Annotated in this window: 16 protein-coding genes; 14 read left to right on the top strand and 2 right to left on the bottom strand. The window is 68.9% G+C overall.

Annotation, left to right across the window (positions count from 1 at the left end):
• Window positions 1–70: 70 nt before the first annotated feature.
• Window positions 71–514 carry an SRPBCC family protein gene (locus AB0D12_RS03955; RefSeq protein ID WP_362676795.1) on the bottom strand — a complete coding sequence of 148 codons (444 nt, stop codon included), beginning with the start codon at window positions 512–514 and terminating at the stop codon, window positions 71–73.
• An 898-nt stretch (window positions 515–1412) separates the two neighbouring features.
• Between AB0D12_RS03955 and AB0D12_RS03960 the strand changes: the two genes are divergently transcribed.
• From AB0D12_RS03960 to AB0D12_RS03985, 6 genes are all read left to right on the top strand, one after another.
• Window positions 1413–1697 carry a hypothetical protein gene (locus AB0D12_RS03960; RefSeq protein ID WP_362676797.1) on the top strand — a complete coding sequence of 95 codons (285 nt, stop codon included), beginning with the start codon at window positions 1413–1415 and terminating at the stop codon, window positions 1695–1697.
• 226 nt (window positions 1698–1923) lie between these two features.
• On the top strand, window positions 1924–2721 hold the full coding sequence (locus tag AB0D12_RS03965; RefSeq protein ID WP_362676799.1) for a hypothetical protein: 798 nt from the start codon (window positions 1924–1926) through the stop codon (window positions 2719–2721).
• A 333-nt stretch (window positions 2722–3054) separates the two neighbouring features.
• On the top strand, window positions 3055–3672 hold the full coding sequence (locus AB0D12_RS03970) for a TOPRIM nucleotidyl transferase/hydrolase domain-containing protein (protein WP_362676801.1): 618 nt from the start codon (window positions 3055–3057) through the stop codon (window positions 3670–3672).
• A 182-nt stretch (window positions 3673–3854) separates the two neighbouring features.
• The gene (locus tag AB0D12_RS03975) at window positions 3855–4889 is read left to right on the top strand and encodes an Rv2578c family radical SAM protein (protein WP_362676803.1); all 1035 of its coding nucleotides are present in this window, start codon (window positions 3855–3857) and stop codon (window positions 4887–4889) included.
• A 57-nt stretch (window positions 4890–4946) separates the two neighbouring features.
• Window positions 4947–5354 carry a RidA family protein gene (locus AB0D12_RS03980; protein ID WP_362676805.1) on the top strand — a complete coding sequence of 136 codons (408 nt, stop codon included), beginning with the start codon at window positions 4947–4949 and terminating at the stop codon, window positions 5352–5354.
• Window positions 5355–5357: 3 nt separating this feature from the next.
• Window positions 5358–5879, top strand: a complete 522-nt coding sequence (locus tag AB0D12_RS03985; protein WP_362676807.1) for a GNAT family N-acetyltransferase — start codon at window positions 5358–5360, stop codon at window positions 5877–5879.
• Window positions 5880–5997: 118 nt separating this feature from the next.
• Here the strand turns inward: AB0D12_RS03985 and AB0D12_RS03990 are convergent, their stop codons facing one another.
• A complete protein-coding gene (locus AB0D12_RS03990) occupies window positions 5998–6564 on the bottom strand; it encodes an adenylosuccinate lyase (protein WP_362676809.1) in 567 nt (188 codons plus the stop codon).
• A 448-nt stretch (window positions 6565–7012) separates the two neighbouring features.
• Between AB0D12_RS03990 and AB0D12_RS03995 the strand changes: the two genes are divergently transcribed.
• The 8 genes from AB0D12_RS03995 to AB0D12_RS04030 all read left to right on the top strand — a co-directional run bounded on the left by AB0D12_RS03995 (window position 7013) and on the right by AB0D12_RS04030 (window position 17073).
• Window positions 7013–8794 carry a 3-hydroxyacyl-CoA dehydrogenase family protein gene (locus AB0D12_RS03995; protein ID WP_362676811.1) on the top strand — a complete coding sequence of 594 codons (1782 nt, stop codon included), beginning with the start codon at window positions 7013–7015 and terminating at the stop codon, window positions 8792–8794.
• Window positions 8795–8885: 91 nt separating this feature from the next.
• Entirely contained in the window at window positions 8886–9707 is an 822-nt protein-coding gene (locus tag AB0D12_RS04000; protein ID WP_362676813.1) for a TetR family transcriptional regulator, read from the top strand.
• Between the two features lie 388 nt (window positions 9708–10095).
• Window positions 10096–10578, top strand: coding sequence for a helix-turn-helix domain-containing protein (locus AB0D12_RS04005; RefSeq protein WP_362676815.1), 483 nt, complete (start codon window positions 10096–10098; stop codon window positions 10576–10578).
• A 449-nt stretch (window positions 10579–11027) separates the two neighbouring features.
• Window positions 11028–12365, top strand: a complete 1338-nt coding sequence (gene ccrA, locus AB0D12_RS04010; protein WP_362676817.1) for a crotonyl-CoA carboxylase/reductase — start codon at window positions 11028–11030, stop codon at window positions 12363–12365.
• Between the two features lie 9 nt (window positions 12366–12374).
• A complete protein-coding gene (locus AB0D12_RS04015; RefSeq protein WP_362676819.1) occupies window positions 12375–14387 on the top strand; it encodes a protein meaA in 2013 nt (670 codons plus the stop codon).
• Entirely contained in the window at window positions 14384–15349 is a 966-nt protein-coding gene (locus AB0D12_RS04020) for a CoA ester lyase (protein WP_327326957.1), read from the top strand. Before AB0D12_RS04015 ends, AB0D12_RS04020 begins: the two co-directional genes overlap by 4 nt.
• A 3-nt stretch (window positions 15350–15352) precedes the next feature.
• On the top strand, window positions 15353–15865 hold the full coding sequence (locus tag AB0D12_RS04025; protein ID WP_362676821.1) for a MaoC family dehydratase: 513 nt from the start codon (window positions 15353–15355) through the stop codon (window positions 15863–15865).
• 2 nt (window positions 15866–15867) lie between these two features.
• Window positions 15868–17073, top strand: a complete 1206-nt coding sequence (locus AB0D12_RS04030) for an acyl-CoA dehydrogenase family protein (protein ID WP_326653642.1) — start codon at window positions 15868–15870, stop codon at window positions 17071–17073.
• The last annotated feature ends 144 nt before the right edge of the window (window positions 17074–17217 follow it).

A 17217-nucleotide genomic window follows, 5' to 3' on the forward strand; every position in this document is an offset into this window, starting at 1 on the left:
TCACGGTGCCGCGGGGAAAACCACTCGAAACGGTGAGCGTTACCGCAACCCCGCAGGGCTACTTCACGGGCTACTTCTCGACCTCGGCCGCCAGCTTGGCGAGCAGCGCGTCGTAGATCCGGCCAAGTCCCTTGGGCGCGAAGGTCTTCTCGAAGAAGCCGCCGATACCGCCCGCGCCGTTCCAGACGGTGCTGACGATGGCCTTCGACCTGCCCTCGCCGGCCGGGGTGACGGTCCAGGTGGTGACCATCGAGGAGTTGCGGTCCTTCTCGACCAGTTGACCGTCGGTCGGCTCGGTCACCTCGAGCAGGCAGTCGCGGATCCGCTTGCTGGTCGCCTGGAGCTTCCAGTGGACGAGAGTGCCCTCGCCGTCGCCGCCCTCACGGACCTCGTACTCGCTGAAGTGCTCGGGCAGCAGCTTGGCGCGGGTGTTCTCGTAGTCGGCCAGCGCATCGAACACCTTCTCCGCGTCTGCCGCGATGATCCGTTCCGTGGTGGCCTCGACCTGCGCCATTCGCGTTCCTCCAGCACTCGGTTCTTCGGGGGTGCCGCTAGCCAATCACCTCGGGTCCGACCTCCCAAATCCGGGACACCGCACCCGTGGTCACCCTGGGCCGGGGGCGTGGGGGTGCTCTGGCTGGTGGGTTTCCCTGTGCGGACCCCGGGACACCGCACCCGTGGTCACCGTGGGCCGGGGGGCGTGGGGGGTGCTCTGGCTGGTGGGTTTCCCTGTGCGGACCCGGATGGACGCGGGTACGTCGCGGACCGAGGCGCCGTGCCCCGCGCACCGGCGGCGCTACGGACGCTCCCGCAGGCAGCCCAGGCGGGTCGCGATGGCGCGAGATCCCGCCGTCGATGCGCTGAGACCGGGACCTCTATGCGCTGCCCGCCCTGGTGGGAGCGGGCACGGTGGCGCTGCTGCACCATCCCTGAGTCGACGACGAGAAGCCTCGTGGTTGCACCCCACTCAAAGCGGTAGCCGTCGCCTGCCGGGCCCCCGGGGCCACCGGGGCCACCGGGGCCACCGGGGCCACCGGGGCCACCGGAGAGAGCGTCAGTCAGAGCATCGAGATTCCGGCCACAATGCCCGTACGGATCAGCAACGGTGGCAGTGGGTGCGTCCCGCGCCGAGCCGCGGCGCGGGACGACGCGATCGCGGCACCGACCGCTGGGAATTCCTGGAGTCACGGACGAGGACGCCTGCGGCGCGGCCGCCCCGGACGCCGAAGCGGAGGTGCGCCGCATGCTGGCGGGCGCCGGAGAGGGCACCGGGACGGCGCCGGAAGCCGCCGTTTGGATTACCGATGGAGGCCCTTCCGGTGATTACCGCACGGCGCGCGCACGCCGCACGTGCCGCAGCGGGTACGTCGTCTCCACAGAAGACGGTCCCGCGATCCATGAGGAGATCAACCATGTACGCAGTGATTCGGCGGTACGAAGGGGTGACTGATCCGGCCGAGGCGGGACGCCAGGTGAACGAGGGGTTCGTGCCGCTCCTCCGCCAGGTCCAAGGTTTCGTGGCCTATTACTGGCTCGACGCCGGGGGCGGGGTACTGGTTTCGACGACTGTCTTCCAGGACCGGGCCGGCGCCGAAGCGTCGACCGACAAAGCGGTGGACTTCGTACGCGACCACCTCGCCTCCCTGCTCCCCAACCCTCCCCAGGTCACGGCCGGCGAGGTCCTGGCCTATTCGTAGGGGCGCGTCGTAGTCGGGCCGGAACGGCCCCCGTGGATGCAGCGGCAGGGGCTCGTCGCGGAGAAGACCGTCGGGCCTTCGTCTCGCAACCTTGGGCGGACAGCAGAGGTCTTCGACCTGTGATCATGGAGCGTTCGTTGAAGGTGATCGATGAGGAGCTCCAGGTCGCGGGGGCCGATGTTTCGCCGCCGTGTGACGCTCGTGGAAACGCGCTGTAGGTGATGTGGTGAACTGGTTGATCTCGCTGCCGGCGGTGGTGCTGGTTGTGGGCTGGCTCTTCCTCGCCTTACTCGTCGCGTCCGTGGCGCGGGTCGGCGTCCGTGCGCTCGTACCGGTCGGGGAACAGGACCGGGTGCCGCAGATCGCCACGCCCCTGATGCCTACACTCGGCGCTGCCTTCGCGATCTTTGCGGCACTCTCACTGGCCAGCGAGGCCGGCTATCTGCGCGCAGCAGAGGGGTTGGTGAGCGACGAGGCGGCCGCAGCCTCTCGCCTGGCGTGGGCGGCGACCAGTCCGCGAGTCCAGTCGGAGCCGATCCATGCGGCACTGATGGACTACTTGCAGACCACACGTGTCGGGGAATGGGAGGGTGCGGCAGCGGCGTCCGGTGACGACCCGGCCACCGCTCGCGCGATCGCACGGCTGGAGCGGAACGTGCGCGCCGAGGCGGCCCGGCCCGAGCTGGGAACCCCGGCGAGCACGGAGCTGCTGGTTTCCCTGGACAGCGTCACCAGTAGTCGTCGCGCCCGCGTCGCGGCCGCCTCGCGTGACGTTCCCGCGCTCTACGTCGTCACGCTTGTGGCCAGCGGACTGGCCTTGATCGTGAACGCCGGCGCACTAATCTTCCGCAGCAGCCTGCGAACGTCACTGCTCGTCGTGGGCATTGCGAGTGTGGTCGGGCTGAGCCTGGCGTTGCTCTTCGCACTCAGCGCGCCCTGGAGTGGACCGTTCATCGTGAATGGGCATCCACTCGACGCCGTGATCGGGGACCTGAAGTCCGGCTTCTTCGACGCCGGGCCGTAGGCGGCGGGAGCGAACAGCGGGAGCGATCAGTACGCCGACGGCGAAGCTCGTTCGCGGCCGGCCAGCGGCCGGTTCACCCGCACGGGCAGTAAGCCCCAGGTCACGGACCCTGCTGGTCAGCGGTATCTGGCCACGTTGTCAGAAATAGTTGGCCGCTCCGGCATCGGAGCCCGAGACTCCGCCAGCATCGAAGCAGTGTGGTGAGCGCCGGAGTCAGGTGATGGGACGGATTATCAGGGTGATGGCTGCCCAGGTGACGAGGGCGTCGGGCATGTCGAGTGGGGCCGTCGAATATTCCGTGCCGTGCCGTCGGTGGAGGTGCAGACTCGCCCCATGGCGGACATACGGGCATTCCGGGACGCGGTCAGTGGCTGGGCGAACGGCGACCCCGGCGGGTCGGCGAGTGAGCTGGCTGTACGACTGAGGGTGCGTACGGCGGTGCTGCTGGAAGGGCCGAGTGACCTCGCGGCCGTCGAGGCTCTGGCCGCACGGCGTGGCCGGGACCTGGCCGCCGAGGGGGTGTGCGTCGTGCCGATGGGCGGGGCGATGAGCGTCGGCCGCTACGCCGGCCTCCTCGGGCCACCCGGCCTTGGCCTGCGCCTGGTTGGACTGTGCGACGAGGGCGAGCAGCGCTTCTACGACCGCGGCCTGAAGCGGGCACGGGTGCCGCACCGGGGCTTCTTCGTGTGCGTGACGGACCTGGAGGACGAGCTCATCCGCGCGCTGGGCACAGCAAGAGTCGAGGAGATCGTCCGGGCCGAGGGCGACCTCCGCGCCTGGCAGACCTTCCTGCGCCAGCCCGCACAGCACGGTCGGCCCCGGCAGCAGCAGTTGCGGCGCTTCCTCGGCACGAAGAAAGGCCGCAAGATCCGCTACGGCCGCCTCCTCGTCGAGGCCCTTGACCCCGAACAGGTACCGACCCCGCTCGACGATCTCCTCACGAGTCTGTGACCGACGCACGAAAGCGCGCTCACAGCCACTCCGGGCACTCGGTCGCGCCGACCATCCGAGGTGGCCAACTGGCGTCGCTGCCAACGGCCACCTGTCGGTGACCGTCACCAGGGAATCGGTGGCGCAAGCGATCAAGGGAACATGTGTTCTATTCTGTGGCCAGTGCTACCGAGGAGCCGCTCATGCGCTGGGACAATCTGGTCGAGAACCCCACGATGGCCGGGGACACCGCGCTTTTCGCTACGTCCGCGGTGACCACCAGGACCTTCGACACCCCCGAATTCCGGGGTATCACCTTCCACGAGATCCGCGCCCGTTCGATCCTGAACCGGGTGCCGGGCGCCTCGCGGATGCCGTTCGAGTGGACGGTCAATCCCTATCGGGGCTGCACGCACGCCTGTGTGTACTGCTTCGCCCGCAAGACCCACAGCTATCTGGACCTCGACACCGGGCTCGGGTTCGACTCCCAGATCGTTGTGAAGATCAACGCGCCGGAGCTGCTGCGCCGGCAGCTGGCGTCCCGGCGGTGGCAGGGCGCTCATATCGCCATGGGGACGAACGTCGACTGCTATCAGCGGGCCGAAGGGCGCTACCGGCTGATGCCGGGCATCATCACCGCGCTGCGCGACCATGCGAACCCGTTCTCCATCCTCACCAAGGGCACGCTGATCCTGCGCGATCTGGAGCTGCTGCGGCAGGCTGCGGAGGTGACCGAGGTCGGGATCTCCGTCTCGGTCGGCTTCACCGACCCCGAGTTGTGGCGGACGGTCGAGCCGGGCACACCCTCGCCGGAGCGGCGTCTCGACGTCGTACGCACCCTCACCGAGCACGGCATCGGCTGCGGGGTGCTGATGGCGCCGGTCATCCCGTTCCTCGGCGACCACCCGGACCAACTCCGCGCGACCGTACGGGCGATCGCCGCGGCCGGAGCGACATCGGTGACGCCGCTCGTCCTTCATCTGCGGCCGGGTGCGCGCGAGTGGTTCATGGCGTGGCTGGCACAGCACCATCCGCATCTGGTACGGCGTTACGAGCGGCTGTACGCGGAGGGAGCGTATGCGCCGAAGTGGTACCAGCGCCGGATCACGCGCCATGTCCATGAACTGGCCCGGGAGTTCGGCATAGGCCCGACCGACCGGGGTGTGCCGCGGCGGGTCCCGGTACCGGAGGAGCCGGAGCTCGCAACGCCGGAGCCGACGCAGCTGACTCTGCTCTGAGGCGGGCGGGCCGGGAAATTGATCGGGATTGTCAGTGGTGTGCGCAAGGATGAACGCATGACTTCGCGACTCACGCATGTACAGGCTCCCGAAGGCGTGGCTCCCGGCACGGGATACAGCCATGTCGTCTGGGGCACCGGCCGGTTCGTGGCGATATCGGGGCAGTGCGCCTTCGACCAGGACGGCAAGGTCGTGGGCGAGGGAGACCCGGCGGCGCAGGCGCGGCAGGTCTTCGAGAACCTCCGCCGCTGTCTGGCCGCGGCGGGCGCCTCCTTCGACGATGTGGTCAAGCTGACGTACTTCGTCACCGATGTCGCGCACCTTCCGGCGGTCCGTGCGGCGCGGGACGAGGTGATCGACGCCGGACGGCTGCCGGCCAGCTCGGCGGTCCAGGTGGCGGCCCTGTTCCGGCCCGAACTGCTCGTCGAGATCGAGGCGTTCGCGATCACCGGAGAGGAGGGCTAGCGGATGCCGGTACGTATACGGGACATGGGCATCGACGACTGCGAAGCGGTCGCTACGGTCCGGGTCCGGGGCTGGCAGCACGCGTACGCCGGGTTGATGCCGTCGTCGTACCTGGACGCGATGAGCATCGAGGAGGACGCGGCGAAGCGCCGCGCCTTCCTCGCGAAGGGTGGCAGGCGGGTGACCAATGTGGTCGCCGAGCGGGACGGCGAAGTGGTCGGGTGGGGCTGCTGCGGACCGAGCGGGGACGAGGACGCGACGGCGGGTATCTGCGAGCTGTACACGATCTACGTGCTGCCGGAACAGATATCCACGGGCGTGGGGCGGGCGCTGATGGCGGAGCTGACGGAGCGGGCCACGGCTGACGGGTTCCCTGAGATGCGGCTCTGGGTCCTCAAGGAGAACGACCGCGCGCGCAGCTTCTACGAGAAGGCGGGCTTCACACCCGACGGCGCGGAGGAGCCGTTCGAGGTGGACGGCGTTGCGGTCCCGGAGGTTCGGTACGCCCGCGCCTTGACCGTGTAGAGCCATACGCGGTCGGGCCGAGCCCGCGCCACCGTGCGGCCCGCACCCAGCCGCGCCGCCCAGCCGGTTCAGCTCGGCCCTCGGCCCAGCCGCCCACCTCTCGGCCCCTCCCAGCCGCTCAGTCCAGCCGGGCCAGTGCCGCCTCCGCCGCCGCCATGAGCCGGGGGTGCGTGCGGGCCGAGCGGAGGATGCCGGCCGCTCGTTTGTCACCCAGTGCGCCGAGGCCCTCGACGCAGGCAAGGGCCACCCGCCAGTGCGGGTCACCCGGAGCGAGCCTGCGTCTCAGGACGGTGATCAGCGCCGGTACGGACTCCGGCGCGTGCAGCCGCGTGAGCAGCCGGACCGGGAGCAGGGCGTAGGCGACGCGCAGCTCATTCGTGGCGAGGGCGGCCGCCGCCCGGGGCGTGCGGGGGTCGTTCAGCCTCGCCAGAGCGTGTGCCGCCGAGACACAGCGCCCGGGATCGCGGTGGTTGAGGAGCAGTACCAGCGCCTCGAAGGCCCGCCGGTCCCCCGCGCATCCCAGCCGGAAGGCGGCGATCTCCCGTGCCCACAGAGGCCGTTCATGTTCGGTGAGGACTCCGGCGAGCTCCTCCCGGTCCTCGGTCACCAGTAGCCGTTCATACGCCACCGAGCCGCCCGACTCACCGCGCAGCCGCCCCGCGAGCGACCGTAACTCCTCGTCCATGGCGGCCAGCGTATCGGCGAGAGACCGGCGAAGGACCTGCCAGGACCAACCAGGAACCACCAGGGATCAACCCGAGGCCGGCCGGAGACCGGCCGAAACCGGCCAGAGACCGGCGAGAGCCAGCCACGGACCGGCGATCCAGATCACACCCGCCCAGGCCTGGCGCGCTCGTTACTAGCGAGTTAACCTCAGGTGAGCGGGTAACCCCCGCAGCTCACGGTGGCCTGGTGACGCAGCCGCCGCGAGTGCTTTGTCGGTTCGGTAGTTCTGCACCACGTACGACGTGACTCAGGGACAGAGTCCGTCGGCCCCGCACCACGAGACGCATTTGCCGTGCGCCGAATTTCCGTGCGCGGTTCTGCGCAGTCATGCCGCCAGGCACGCGCCCTTCGGCGTTCCCGCTCGCGCGCGCTCCTCATCAGTCGTCACTCATCCCTGGAGTCCCCCGATGGACACCCCTCTCCACACCATTGCCGTCGTCGGCCTCGGCACCATGGGCACCGGCATCGCCGAAGTCCTCGCCCACGCCGGCCGTGAGGTCATCGGCATCGACATCAGCGACAGCGCGGCCCGCCACGCCGTCACCGCGCTCGAGGCCTCCACCGCCCGCGCCGTGGAGCGCGAGCGGATCACCGAGGAGGAGCGCCGGAACACCCTCGCCCGCTTCCGTACCTTCTCCGATCTGCAGGCCGCGGCCGAGGCCGATCTCGTCATCGAGGTCGTGCCCGAGTCGTACGAGGCCAAGCACCAGGTCTTCCGTGCGCTGGACGGCATCGTCCGCCCGGACGCGATCCTCGCCACCGGCACCAACGCTCTCTCGGTGACCCGGCTCGCCGCCGACTCCGAGCACCCGGAGCGCGTGCTCGGCCTGCACTTCTTCAACCCTGCCCCGGCCATGAAGCTCGTCGAGGTCGTCTCCTCGGTGCTGACCTCCCCGCTCGCTGTCGAGACCGTCACCGCGCTCGCCCGCGAGCTCGGCAAGGAGCCCGTCGCGGTCGGCGACCGCCCCGGTTTCGTCGCAGACGGTCTGCTGTTCGGCTACCTCAACCAGGCCGCCGCGATGTACGAGGCCAAGTACGCCTCCCGCGAGGACATCGACGCCGCGATGAAGCTCGGCTGCGGACTGCCGATGGGCCCGCTCGCCCTGCTCGACCTGATCGGCATCGACACCGCCCGTACCGTCCTGGACGCGATGTACGCCGAGTCCCACGACCGGCTGCACGCGCCCTCCCCCATCCTCAAGCAGTTCAGCGAGGCGGGCCTGACCGGCCGCAAGACGGGCCGCGGTTTCTACACGTACGCCGCTCCCGACACCTCGGTGCTGGTCCCGGACGCCCTCACGCCGCAGCCGGAAGCGGCGTCAACGGGCGGCCGCGAGGTCCGCTCCGTCGGCGTGGCCGGCTCCGGCACCATGGCGAGCGGTATCGCGGAGGTCTTCGCCAAGGCCGGTTACGACGTCGTGCTCGCCGCCCGCAGCCCGGAGAAGGCGGAGACGGCGAAGGCCCGTATCGCCAAGTCCCTTGCGCGCTCGGTCGACAAGGGCCGGATGACGGCCGAGGCCAGTGCGGCGACCCTGGCCCGGATCACACCGGCCGGTTCGCTCGACGCCTTCGCCGAGGTCGACCTCGCCGTCGAGGCCGTGGCCGAGGATCTGGAGATCAAGCAGGCGCTCTTCGCCACCCTCGACAAGATCTGCAAGGAGGGTGCGGTGCTCGCCACCACCACCTCCTCGCTGCCCGTCGTCGCCTGTGCCCGCGCCACCTCGCGCCCGCAGGACGTCATCGGGATGCACTTCTTCAACCCGGCCCCGGCGATGAAGCTGGTCGAGGTGGTCCGGACGGTGCTGACCTCCGACGAGGTCCACGCCACCGTCCGCGAGGTCACCACGAAGATCAAGAAGCACCCGGTGGACTGCGGCGACCGGGCCGGCTTCATCGTCAACGCCCTGCTCTTCCCGTACCTCAACAACGCGATCAAGATGGTCGAGGAGCACTACGCCACGCTCGACGACATCGACGCCGCGATGAAGCTGGGCGGCGGCTATCCGATGGGCCCGTTCGAGCTCCTCGACGTGGTCGGACTCGATGTCTCGCTCGCCATCGAGAAGGTTCTGCACCGCGAATTCCGCGACCCGGGCCTGGCCCCGGCGCCGCTGCTCGAGCACCTGGTCGCCGCGGGCTGCCTCGGCCGCAAGACGGGGCGTGGCTTCCGCGAATATGCCCGGCGCTGATCGCGGCGCGGGCTGGGGCGGGCTGCTCGGCCCTTCGGGCGGCCCGTCCCCGCAGGCGCGCTCTCCTGCACAGATGCAGTACGTTCAGGTCATGCCCCAGCCCGCCAAGTCCACCCGCGCCAAGGCCACTCCCGACGCTCCGGAAAGTGCGGCAGGCAGCCGCGCCGCCGCTCAGCGCCTCAAGATGCGGCGCGAGTTGGCGGCCGCGGCGATGGAGCTGTTCGCGACCAAGGGGTACGAGGCAACGACCGTCGACGAGATCGCGGCCACCGCCGGGGTCGCCCGCCGGACCTTCTTCCGCCACTTCCGTTCCAAGGAAGAGGCGATTTTCCCGGACCACGACGACACGCTCGTACGGGCCGAGGCGGTGCTGAACGCGGCCCCCGCCCATGAGCATCCGCTGGACACCGTCTGCAGGGGTATCAAGGAGGTCATGCGGATGTACGCGGCCTCTCCGGCGGTCTCCGTCGAGCGCTACCGGCTGACCCGTGAGGTTCCCACGCTGCGGGAGCGGGAGATCGCCTCGGTGGCCCGCTACGAGCGGCTGTTCACCCGCTATCTGCTGGGCCACTTCGACGAGCGCGACCACCACGACGGCAACGACGATCCGCTGCTGGCGGAGGTGGCCGCGTCCGCGGTCGTCACGGCGCACAACCATGTGCTGCGCCGCTGGCTGCGGGCGGGCGGCCAGGGCGATGTGGAGTCCCAGCTGGACCACGCGTTCGCGATCGTCCGCGACGCCTTCGGCACGGGCATCGGGGCGGGCCGCACCGCGCAGGCCGAGCGACCGGGTCCCGCGGCGGTGTCGGCGCGGACCAGTGGCAACGTCCTGGTGACGGTGGCCCGTACCGACGCGCCGCTGGACGAGGTCATGCGCACCATCGAGCGGGCCCTGGGCGACCGCAGGGCCTGACCCCGGGGCTCCCCCCGGACCCCGCGCCTCAATCGCCGGCGGGGCTTGATCTGCCCTGGCATATCCAGCCCGTCCGGCGATTGAGGACACGGCCGAAGGCCGTACCGGGGGTCTGGGGGCCTGCCCCCGGTACGAGAAGGGGCGGGACGGGGAAAAGGCCCGCCGCAGGCGTCAAGCCCGCGCCGCCCCACCGCCTCCTGGCGGTGCGCGCCGGGCCGAGCATGTTGTGCCCGGTGGCCAGCAACACCCCGGATGTGCCGGGTACGCGTCCGATGAGCGGCAGTCCGTCCGGGGCCATCGGGCCCGGGCCCGATGGCCCCGGCCCGCCGTCCTGCACGCCTCGGCCGCCGTCGGCGGCGCTCTCCTGCTCGAGCGGTGCGAGTGGCTGGTGGAGGTCATAGGAGAGCGGCACGGCCTGGATGCCCGGATCGCGGTCGGGGACCCGGGGACGGGCGTGGCGGGGATGTGCGGCTCGTACCGGGACGCGGCCGCCGCACTGCGGAACGGCCCGGCGCTGAACCCGGGCGCCAGGGTCTTCGCGGTCGCCGGGCTGCGCGTGCCGCAGCTGGTGGCGGCGGCGCGCCAGGAGCGTTCCCGGTACACGGAGTCAGTGCTCGGCACGCTGCGTGAGCGTGGCGACTGGGCGGCGCTGCGCGAGACGCCGATCGCCTGGAGCGAGGGCGGTTTCAGTCTGCTGCGCGCGGCGGAGCGCCTCGGAGTGCATCGCAACACGCTGCTGTACCGGCTGGACAAGATCGGGCAGCTGTCGGGGCGGCGGTGCGCGAGCCGAGTGCGGCGATCGCGCTGTATCCGGCGCGTCTGGGAGACCTGTTGGCCGCTCCGCATCACCGCCGGCCAATCCCCCCGATGAATCAGCCCTCTTGACGCACCATCAGTTCCGCCACCCTCGAGCCGGTGGGTACCGTCAGCGGCGTCGACCCACGCCAGGGTGCGAACCGACCGCACACAAGAGCACACGGAACGTGACATTCTCTTCTTCCGGGACGGCCGTTTGTTGCTCATACGTGCCCGCCAGATGACAAGCGAGAGAAATTCCTGGCACCGAGTGTCTTGCGGCCTGGCACGGGGTGCCATACGTTGATGTTGTCCGGGCGGCCGGCGTGCAGAGACCTTTCGTACGCCGGCTGTCCCCGCAAACCATCGGTTTGTGCGCCCGGACGCCTGCGTCACAGGCAACCTCACGCGCCCACCAGCGCTGCCACAGCACCACCCGCCGAACCGACGGCACACCTCCACAGCAGCACCACCCCGACGTTTCCCCTCAGCGTTCCCTCAAACGCGCTTCGCCGGAGGCACCCCGTGAAGGAAATCCTGGACGCGATCCAGTCGACGGACAGCAAGTCCGCCGACTTCGCCGCACTGCCCATCCCCGAGTCCTACCGCGCGGTGACCGTGCACAAGGACGAGGTCGAGATGTTCGCCGGCCTCGAGACCCGGGAGAAGGACCCCCGCAAGTCCCTCCATGTCGAGGACGTGCCGGTGCCCGAGCTCGGCCCGGGCGAGGCCCTCGTCGCGGTCATGGCGAGCTCGGTGAACTACAACTCCGTCTGGACCTCGATCTTCGAGCCGATGTCCACCTTCGGCTTTCTCGAGCGCTACGGAAGGCTCTCCGAGCTCACCAAGCGCCACGACCTGCCGTACCACATCATCGGCTCCGACCTGGCGGGCGTCGTGCTGCGCACCGGTCCCGGCGTCAACGCCTGGCAGCCGGGCGACGAGGTCGTCGCGCACTGCCTCTCGGTCGAGCTGGAGTCCTCGGACGGCCACAACGACACGATGCTCGACCCCGAGCAGCGCATCTGGGGCTTCGAGACGAACTTCGGCGGTCTCGCCGAGATCGCGCTCGTCAAGTCCAACCAGCTGATGCCCAAGCCCCAGCACCTCAGCTGGGAGGAGGCCGCGGCTCCGGGCCTGGTCAACTCCACCGCGTACCGCCAGCTCGTCTCGCGCAACGGCGCGGGCATGAAGCAGGGCGACAACGTCCTGATCTGGGGCGCCAGCGGCGGCCTCGGCTCGTACGCCACCCAGTTCGCGCTGGCCGGTGGCGCCAACCCGATCTGTGTGGTCTCCAGCCCGCAGAAGGCGGACATCTGCCGCGCGATGGGCGCGGAGGCGATCATCGACCGCAACGCCGAGGGCTACAAGTTCTGGAAGGACGAGCACAACCAGGACCCGCGCGAGTGGAAGCGCTTCGGCAAGCGCATCCGTGAGCTGACCGGCGGCGAGGACGTGGACATCGTCTTCGAGCACCCGGGCCGCGAGACCTTCGGCGCGAGCGTGTACGTGACCCGCAAGGGCGGCACGATCGTCACCTGCGCATCGACGTCGGGCTACAACCACGAGTACGACAACCGCTACCTGTGGATGTCACTGAAGAAGATCGTGGGCTCGCACTTCGCCAACTACCGCGAGGCGTGGGAGGCCAACCGACTGGTCGCCAAGGGCAAGATCCACCCGACGCTGTCGAAGGTCTACTCCCTCGACGACACCGGCCAGGCCGCGTACGACGTGCACCGCAACCTGCACCAGGGCAAGGTCGGCGTGCTGACACTGGCACCCCGCGAGGGTCTGGGTGTGCGCGACGAGGAGCTCCGCGAGAAGCACATCGACGCCATCAACCGCTTCCGGAACATCTGAGGCCCTTAGATGACTGAACGTCAGAAGGACCGGCCCTGGCTCATGCGGACGTACGCCGGTCACTCGACCGCCGAGGCGTCCAACGAGCTCTACCGGCGCAACCTCGCCAAGGGGCAGACCGGCCTGTCGGTCGCGTTCGACCTGCCGACGCAGACGGGCTACGACCCCGACCACATCCTCGCCCGCGGTGAGGTCGGCCGGGTCGGGGTCCCCGTCTCGCATCTCGGTGACATGCGCCGGCTGTTCCAGGACATCCCGCTGGAGCAGATGAACACCTCGATGACCATCAACGCCACCGCCATGTGGCTGCTGGCGCTCTATCAGGTGGTCGCCGAGGAGCAGGGCGTCGACATCACCAAGCTCCAGGGGACGACGCAGAACGACATCGTCAAGGAGTACCTGTCGCGCGGGACGCATGTCTTCCCGCCCGGTCCTTCGCTCCGCCTGACCACCGACATGATCACGTACACGGTGGCCAACATCCCCAAGTGGAACCCGATCAACATCTGCAGCTACCACCTGCAGGAAGCGGGCGCCACTCCGGTCCAGGAGATCTCGTACGCGATGTCCACGGCGATCGCCGTGCTCGACGCGGTACGGGACTCCGGCCAGGTGCCGGCGGAGAAGTTCGGCGATGTGGTCGCACGTATCTCCTTCTTCGTGAACGCGGGCGTCCGCTTCATCGAGGAGATGTGCAAGATGCGTGCCTTCGGCCGCATCTGGGACCAGGTCACGCGCGAGCGGTACGGCATCGAGAACGAGAAGCAGCGCCGCTTCCGCTACGGCGTCCAGGTCAACTCCCTCGGTCTGACCGAGGCCCAGCCGGAGAACAACGTCCAGCGCATCGTTCTCGAAATGCTGGCCGTCACGCTCTCCAAGGACGCGCGCGCCAGGGCCGTACAGCTCCCGGCGTGGAACGAGGCCCTGGGTCTGCCCCGGCCCTGGGACCAGCAGTGGTCGCTCCGTATCCAGCAGGTGCTGGCGCACGAGAGCGATCTGCTGGAGTACGAGGACATCTTCGAGGGCTCGCATGTCATCGAGGCCAAGGTGGAGTCCCTGGTCACCGAGTGCCTCGCCGAGATCGGCCGGATCCAGGAGATGGGCGGCGCGATGGCGGCCGTCGAGTCCGGCTATCTCAAGTCGCAGCTGGTCTCCTCGCACGCCGAGCGCCGGGCCCGGATCGAGGGCGGCGTGGAGAAGATAGTCGGCGTCAATATCTTCGAGACCACCGAGGAGAACCCGCTCACCGCGGACCTCGACACCGCGATCATGACGGTCGACCCGGCGAACGAGGCGCGCGTCGTCGCAAAGCTCCACGAGTGGCGCGACAATCGCGACGAGACCCGGGCGAGCGAGGCCCTGGCCGCGCTGAAGAAGACGGCCGCGGGCTCCACCAACCTGATGGCCGCCACCGTCGAGTGCGCCCGTGCGGGTGTCACCACCGGCGAGTGGTCGTGGGCGCTGCGCGATGTGTTCGGCGAGTTCCGCGCGCCGACGGGCGTGAGCAGCGCGCCGGTCGCGGTCACCGCCGAGAAGGGCACGCCGCTCGCTCTCGTACGCGAGAAGGTGTCGCGTACGGCCGACGAGCTGGGCTCCGGAAGGCTGCGGCTGCTGGTCGGCAAGCCCGGCCTGGACGGTCACTCCAACGGCGCCGAGCAGATCGCCGTACGCGCCCGTGACGCGGGCTTCGAAGTGGTCTACCAAGGCATCCGGCTCACGCCCGAACAGATCGTCAACGCCGCGCTCGCGGAGGACGTCCACTGTGTGGGCCTGTCGATCCTCTCCGGCTCGCACGCCGAGCTGGTCCCCGATGTGCTGGACCGGCTGCGCGAGGCCGGCGCGGCCGATATTCCGGTGATCGTCGGCGGGATCATCCCGAACGCCGACGCCACCGATCTGAAGGCGGCAGGTGTCGCCGCCGTCTTCACCCCGAAGGACTTCGGCATCACGGAGATCATCGGCCGTATCGTCGACGAGATCCGGAAAGCGAACAAGCTCGACCCTCTGGAGGTCCCCGCATGACCACGCCCGTGAACCGTCTCCGTCCGCGGCGTTCCTGCCTCGCCGTGCCGGGCAGCAACCCGCGCTTCCTGGAGAAGGCCCAGGGCCTCCCGGCCGACCAGGTCTTCCTCGACCTGGAGGACGCATGCGCGCCGCTCGCCAAGGAGGGCGCCAGGCACACCATCGTCGACGCGCTCAACAATGGCGACTGGACGGGCAAGACCCGGGTCGTGCGGGTCAACGACTGGACGACGCACTGGACGTACCGCGATGTGGTGACGGTCGTCGAGGGCGCGGGCCCCAATCTCGACTGCATCATGCTGCCGAAGGTCCAGGACGCCACCCAGGTCAAGGCGCTCGACCTGCTGCTGACCCAGATCGAGAAGACGATGGGCTTCGAGGTCGGCAGGATCGGCATCGAGGCGCAGATCGAGAACGCCAAGGGTCTGGTGAACGTCGACGAGATCGCCGCCGCCTCGCCGCGTCTGGAGACCATCATCTTCGGCCCGGCCGACTTCATGGCCTCCATCAACATGAAGACGCTGGTCGTCGGCCAGCAGCCGCCCGGCTACGGCGCGGACGCCTACCACTACATCCTGATGCGGATTCTGATGGCGGCCCGTACGCACGACCTCCAGGCGATCGACGGCCCCTTCCTGCAGATCCGCGACGTGGACGCGTACCGCGAGGTCGCGGGCCGTGCGGCGGCGCTGGGCTTCGACGGCAAGTGGGTGCTGCACCCCGGCCAGGTCGACGCCGCCAACGAGGTCTTCTCGCCCTCCCAGGAGGACTACGACCACGCCGAGCTGATCCTGGACGCCTACGAGTGGTGCACCTCGGAGGCCGGCGGTAAGAAGGGCTCGGCGATGCTCGGCGACGAGATGATCGACGAGGCCAGCCGCAAGATGGCACTGGTCGTCGCGGGCAAGGGCCGCGCGGCGGGCCTGCAGCGCACGTCCAAGTTCGAAGCCCCGGAGGCGTAAGCGATGCAGTTCGGACGCACATACGAAGAGTTCGAGGTCGGCGCCGTCTACCGGCACTGGCCCGGGAAGACGGTCACCGAGTACGACGACCACCTCTTCTGTCTGCTCACCATGAACCACCACCCCCTCCACATGGACACCAACTATGCGGAGAAGACGACCGATTTCGGGAAGAACGTCGTCGTCGGGAACTACATCTACTCGCTGCTCCTCGGCATGTCGGTCCCGGATGTCTCCGGCAAGGCCATCGCCAACCTGGAGGTCGAGTCGCTCAAGCACGTCGCGCCGACCTTCCACGGCGACACGATCTACGGCGAGACGACGGTCCTCGACAAGACTCCGTCAAAGTCCAAGAACGACCGCGGGATCGTCTACGTCGAGACCAAGGGCTACAAGCAGGACGGCACCCTCGTCTGCGTCTTCCGGCGCAAGGTGATGGTCCCGACCGAGACGTACATCAAGGAGCGCGGCGGCGAGCAGCCCGGCCGCCCGGAGCTGAAGGCACAGGAGAAGTAGCCATGAGCCGACTCGCCCAGACCCACGGTCTGACCGACGTCCAGCAGGAAATCCTGGCCACCGTCCGGGATTTCGTCGACAAGGAGATCATTCCTGTCGCCACCGAGCTGGAGCACCGCGACGAGTACCCGACACAGATCGTCGAAGGCCTCAAGGAACTCGGCCTGTTCGGGCTGATGATCCCGGAGGAGTACGGCGGCCTGGGCGAGTCGCTGCTCACCTACGCGCTGTGCGTCGAGGAGATCGCGCGTGGCTGGATGTCCGTCTCGGGCATCATCAATACGCATTTCATCGTGGCGTACATGCTCAAGCAGCACGGCACGCAGGAGCAGAAGGACACCTTCCTGCCGCGGATGGCGCTGGGCGAGACGCGTGGCGCGTTCTCGATGTCCGAGCCGGCTCTCGGCTCCGATGTGTCGGCGATCACCTCCAAGGGCGTCAAGGACGGCGACGAGTACGTCCTGACCGGCCAGAAGATGTGGCTCACGAACGGCGGAACGTCCAATCTGGTCGCCGTTCTGTGCCGGAGTGACGAAGGACACCCGGAGGGCACCGCCCCCCATAAGTCGATGACGACCTTCCTGGTCGAGAAGGAACCCGGCTTCGGAGAGGTCCGCCCGGGCCTCACCATCCCCGGGAAGATCGACAAGATGGGCTACAAGGGTGTCGACACCACCGAGCTCATCATGGACGGACTGCGCATTCCGGCCAATCGGGTACTCGGCGGCACCACTGGCCGAGGGTTTTACCAAATGATGGACGGCGTCGAGGTCGGCCGCGTCAATGTCGCGGCGCGTGGCTGCGGAGTGGCGCAGCGTGCGTTCGAGCTGGGCGTCTCGTATGCGCAGCAGCGTCACACTTTCGGCAAGGCCATCGCTCAGCACCAGGCCATTCAGTTCAAGCTGGCCGAGATGGCTACCAAGGTCGAGGCCGCTCATGCGATGATGGTGAACGCGGCACGCAAAAAGGACTCCGGGGAACGAAACGACCTGGAGGCAGGGATGGCGAAGTACCTCGCCTCCGAATACTGCAAGGAAGTCGTCGAGGACGCCTTCCGTATCCACGGCGGTTACGGCTTCTCCAAGGAGTACGAGATCGAACGCCTCTACCGCGAGGCGCCGATGCTGCTGATCGGTGAAGGTACCGCCGAGATCCAGAAAATGATCATTGGTCGCCGGCTGCTGGAGGAGTACCGATTCCAGGGTTGATTGTCGTATTTGAGTCGGTACGGCCGCGAAGAGAATCACACCGTGTCATTATCTTCCGGCCGCCGACTCGATTGCTGGCTTACCCAGTTGCGGCTCGCAACCGATAACATCGCCCGAAAGCCGCCGTCCCCCGTTGCCAGCGCG

Source organism: Streptomyces sp. NPDC048479, from assembly GCF_040651435.1.
GTDB lineage: Bacteria > Actinomycetota > Actinomycetes > Streptomycetales > Streptomycetaceae > Streptomyces.

What these genes read in the sequence shown, in the direction of transcription:
- AB0D12_RS03960 (WP_362676797.1), top strand. Translation starts at nt 1,413, where the DNA reads ATGTACGCAGTGATTCGGCGGTACGAAGGGGTGACTGATCCGGCCGAG.
- AB0D12_RS03975 (WP_362676803.1), top strand. Translation starts at nt 3,855, where the DNA reads ATGCGCTGGGACAATCTGGTCGAGAACCCCACGATGGCCGGGGACACC.
- AB0D12_RS03970 (WP_362676801.1), top strand. Translation starts at nt 3,055, where the DNA reads ATGGCGGACATACGGGCATTCCGGGACGCGGTCAGTGGCTGGGCGAAC.
- AB0D12_RS03955 (WP_362676795.1), bottom strand. Translation starts at nt 514, where the DNA reads ATGGCGCAGGTCGAGGCCACCACGGAACGGATCATCGCGGCAGACGCG.
- AB0D12_RS04030 (WP_326653642.1), top strand. Translation starts at nt 15,868, where the DNA reads ATGAGCCGACTCGCCCAGACCCACGGTCTGACCGACGTCCAGCAGGAA.
- AB0D12_RS03990 (WP_362676809.1), bottom strand. Translation starts at nt 6,564, where the DNA reads ATGGACGAGGAGTTACGGTCGCTCGCGGGGCGGCTGCGCGGTGAGTCG.
- AB0D12_RS03985 (WP_362676807.1), top strand. Translation starts at nt 5,358, where the DNA reads ATGCCGGTACGTATACGGGACATGGGCATCGACGACTGCGAAGCGGTC.
- AB0D12_RS04025 (WP_362676821.1), top strand. Translation starts at nt 15,353, where the DNA reads ATGCAGTTCGGACGCACATACGAAGAGTTCGAGGTCGGCGCCGTCTAC.
- AB0D12_RS03995 (WP_362676811.1), top strand. Translation starts at nt 7,013, where the DNA reads ATGGACACCCCTCTCCACACCATTGCCGTCGTCGGCCTCGGCACCATG.
- AB0D12_RS04020 (WP_327326957.1), top strand. Translation starts at nt 14,384, where the DNA reads ATGACCACGCCCGTGAACCGTCTCCGTCCGCGGCGTTCCTGCCTCGCC.
- AB0D12_RS04000 (WP_362676813.1), top strand. Translation starts at nt 8,886, where the DNA reads ATGCCCCAGCCCGCCAAGTCCACCCGCGCCAAGGCCACTCCCGACGCT.
- AB0D12_RS04015 (WP_362676819.1), top strand. Translation starts at nt 12,375, where the DNA reads ATGACTGAACGTCAGAAGGACCGGCCCTGGCTCATGCGGACGTACGCC.
- AB0D12_RS03980 (WP_362676805.1), top strand. Translation starts at nt 4,947, where the DNA reads ATGACTTCGCGACTCACGCATGTACAGGCTCCCGAAGGCGTGGCTCCC.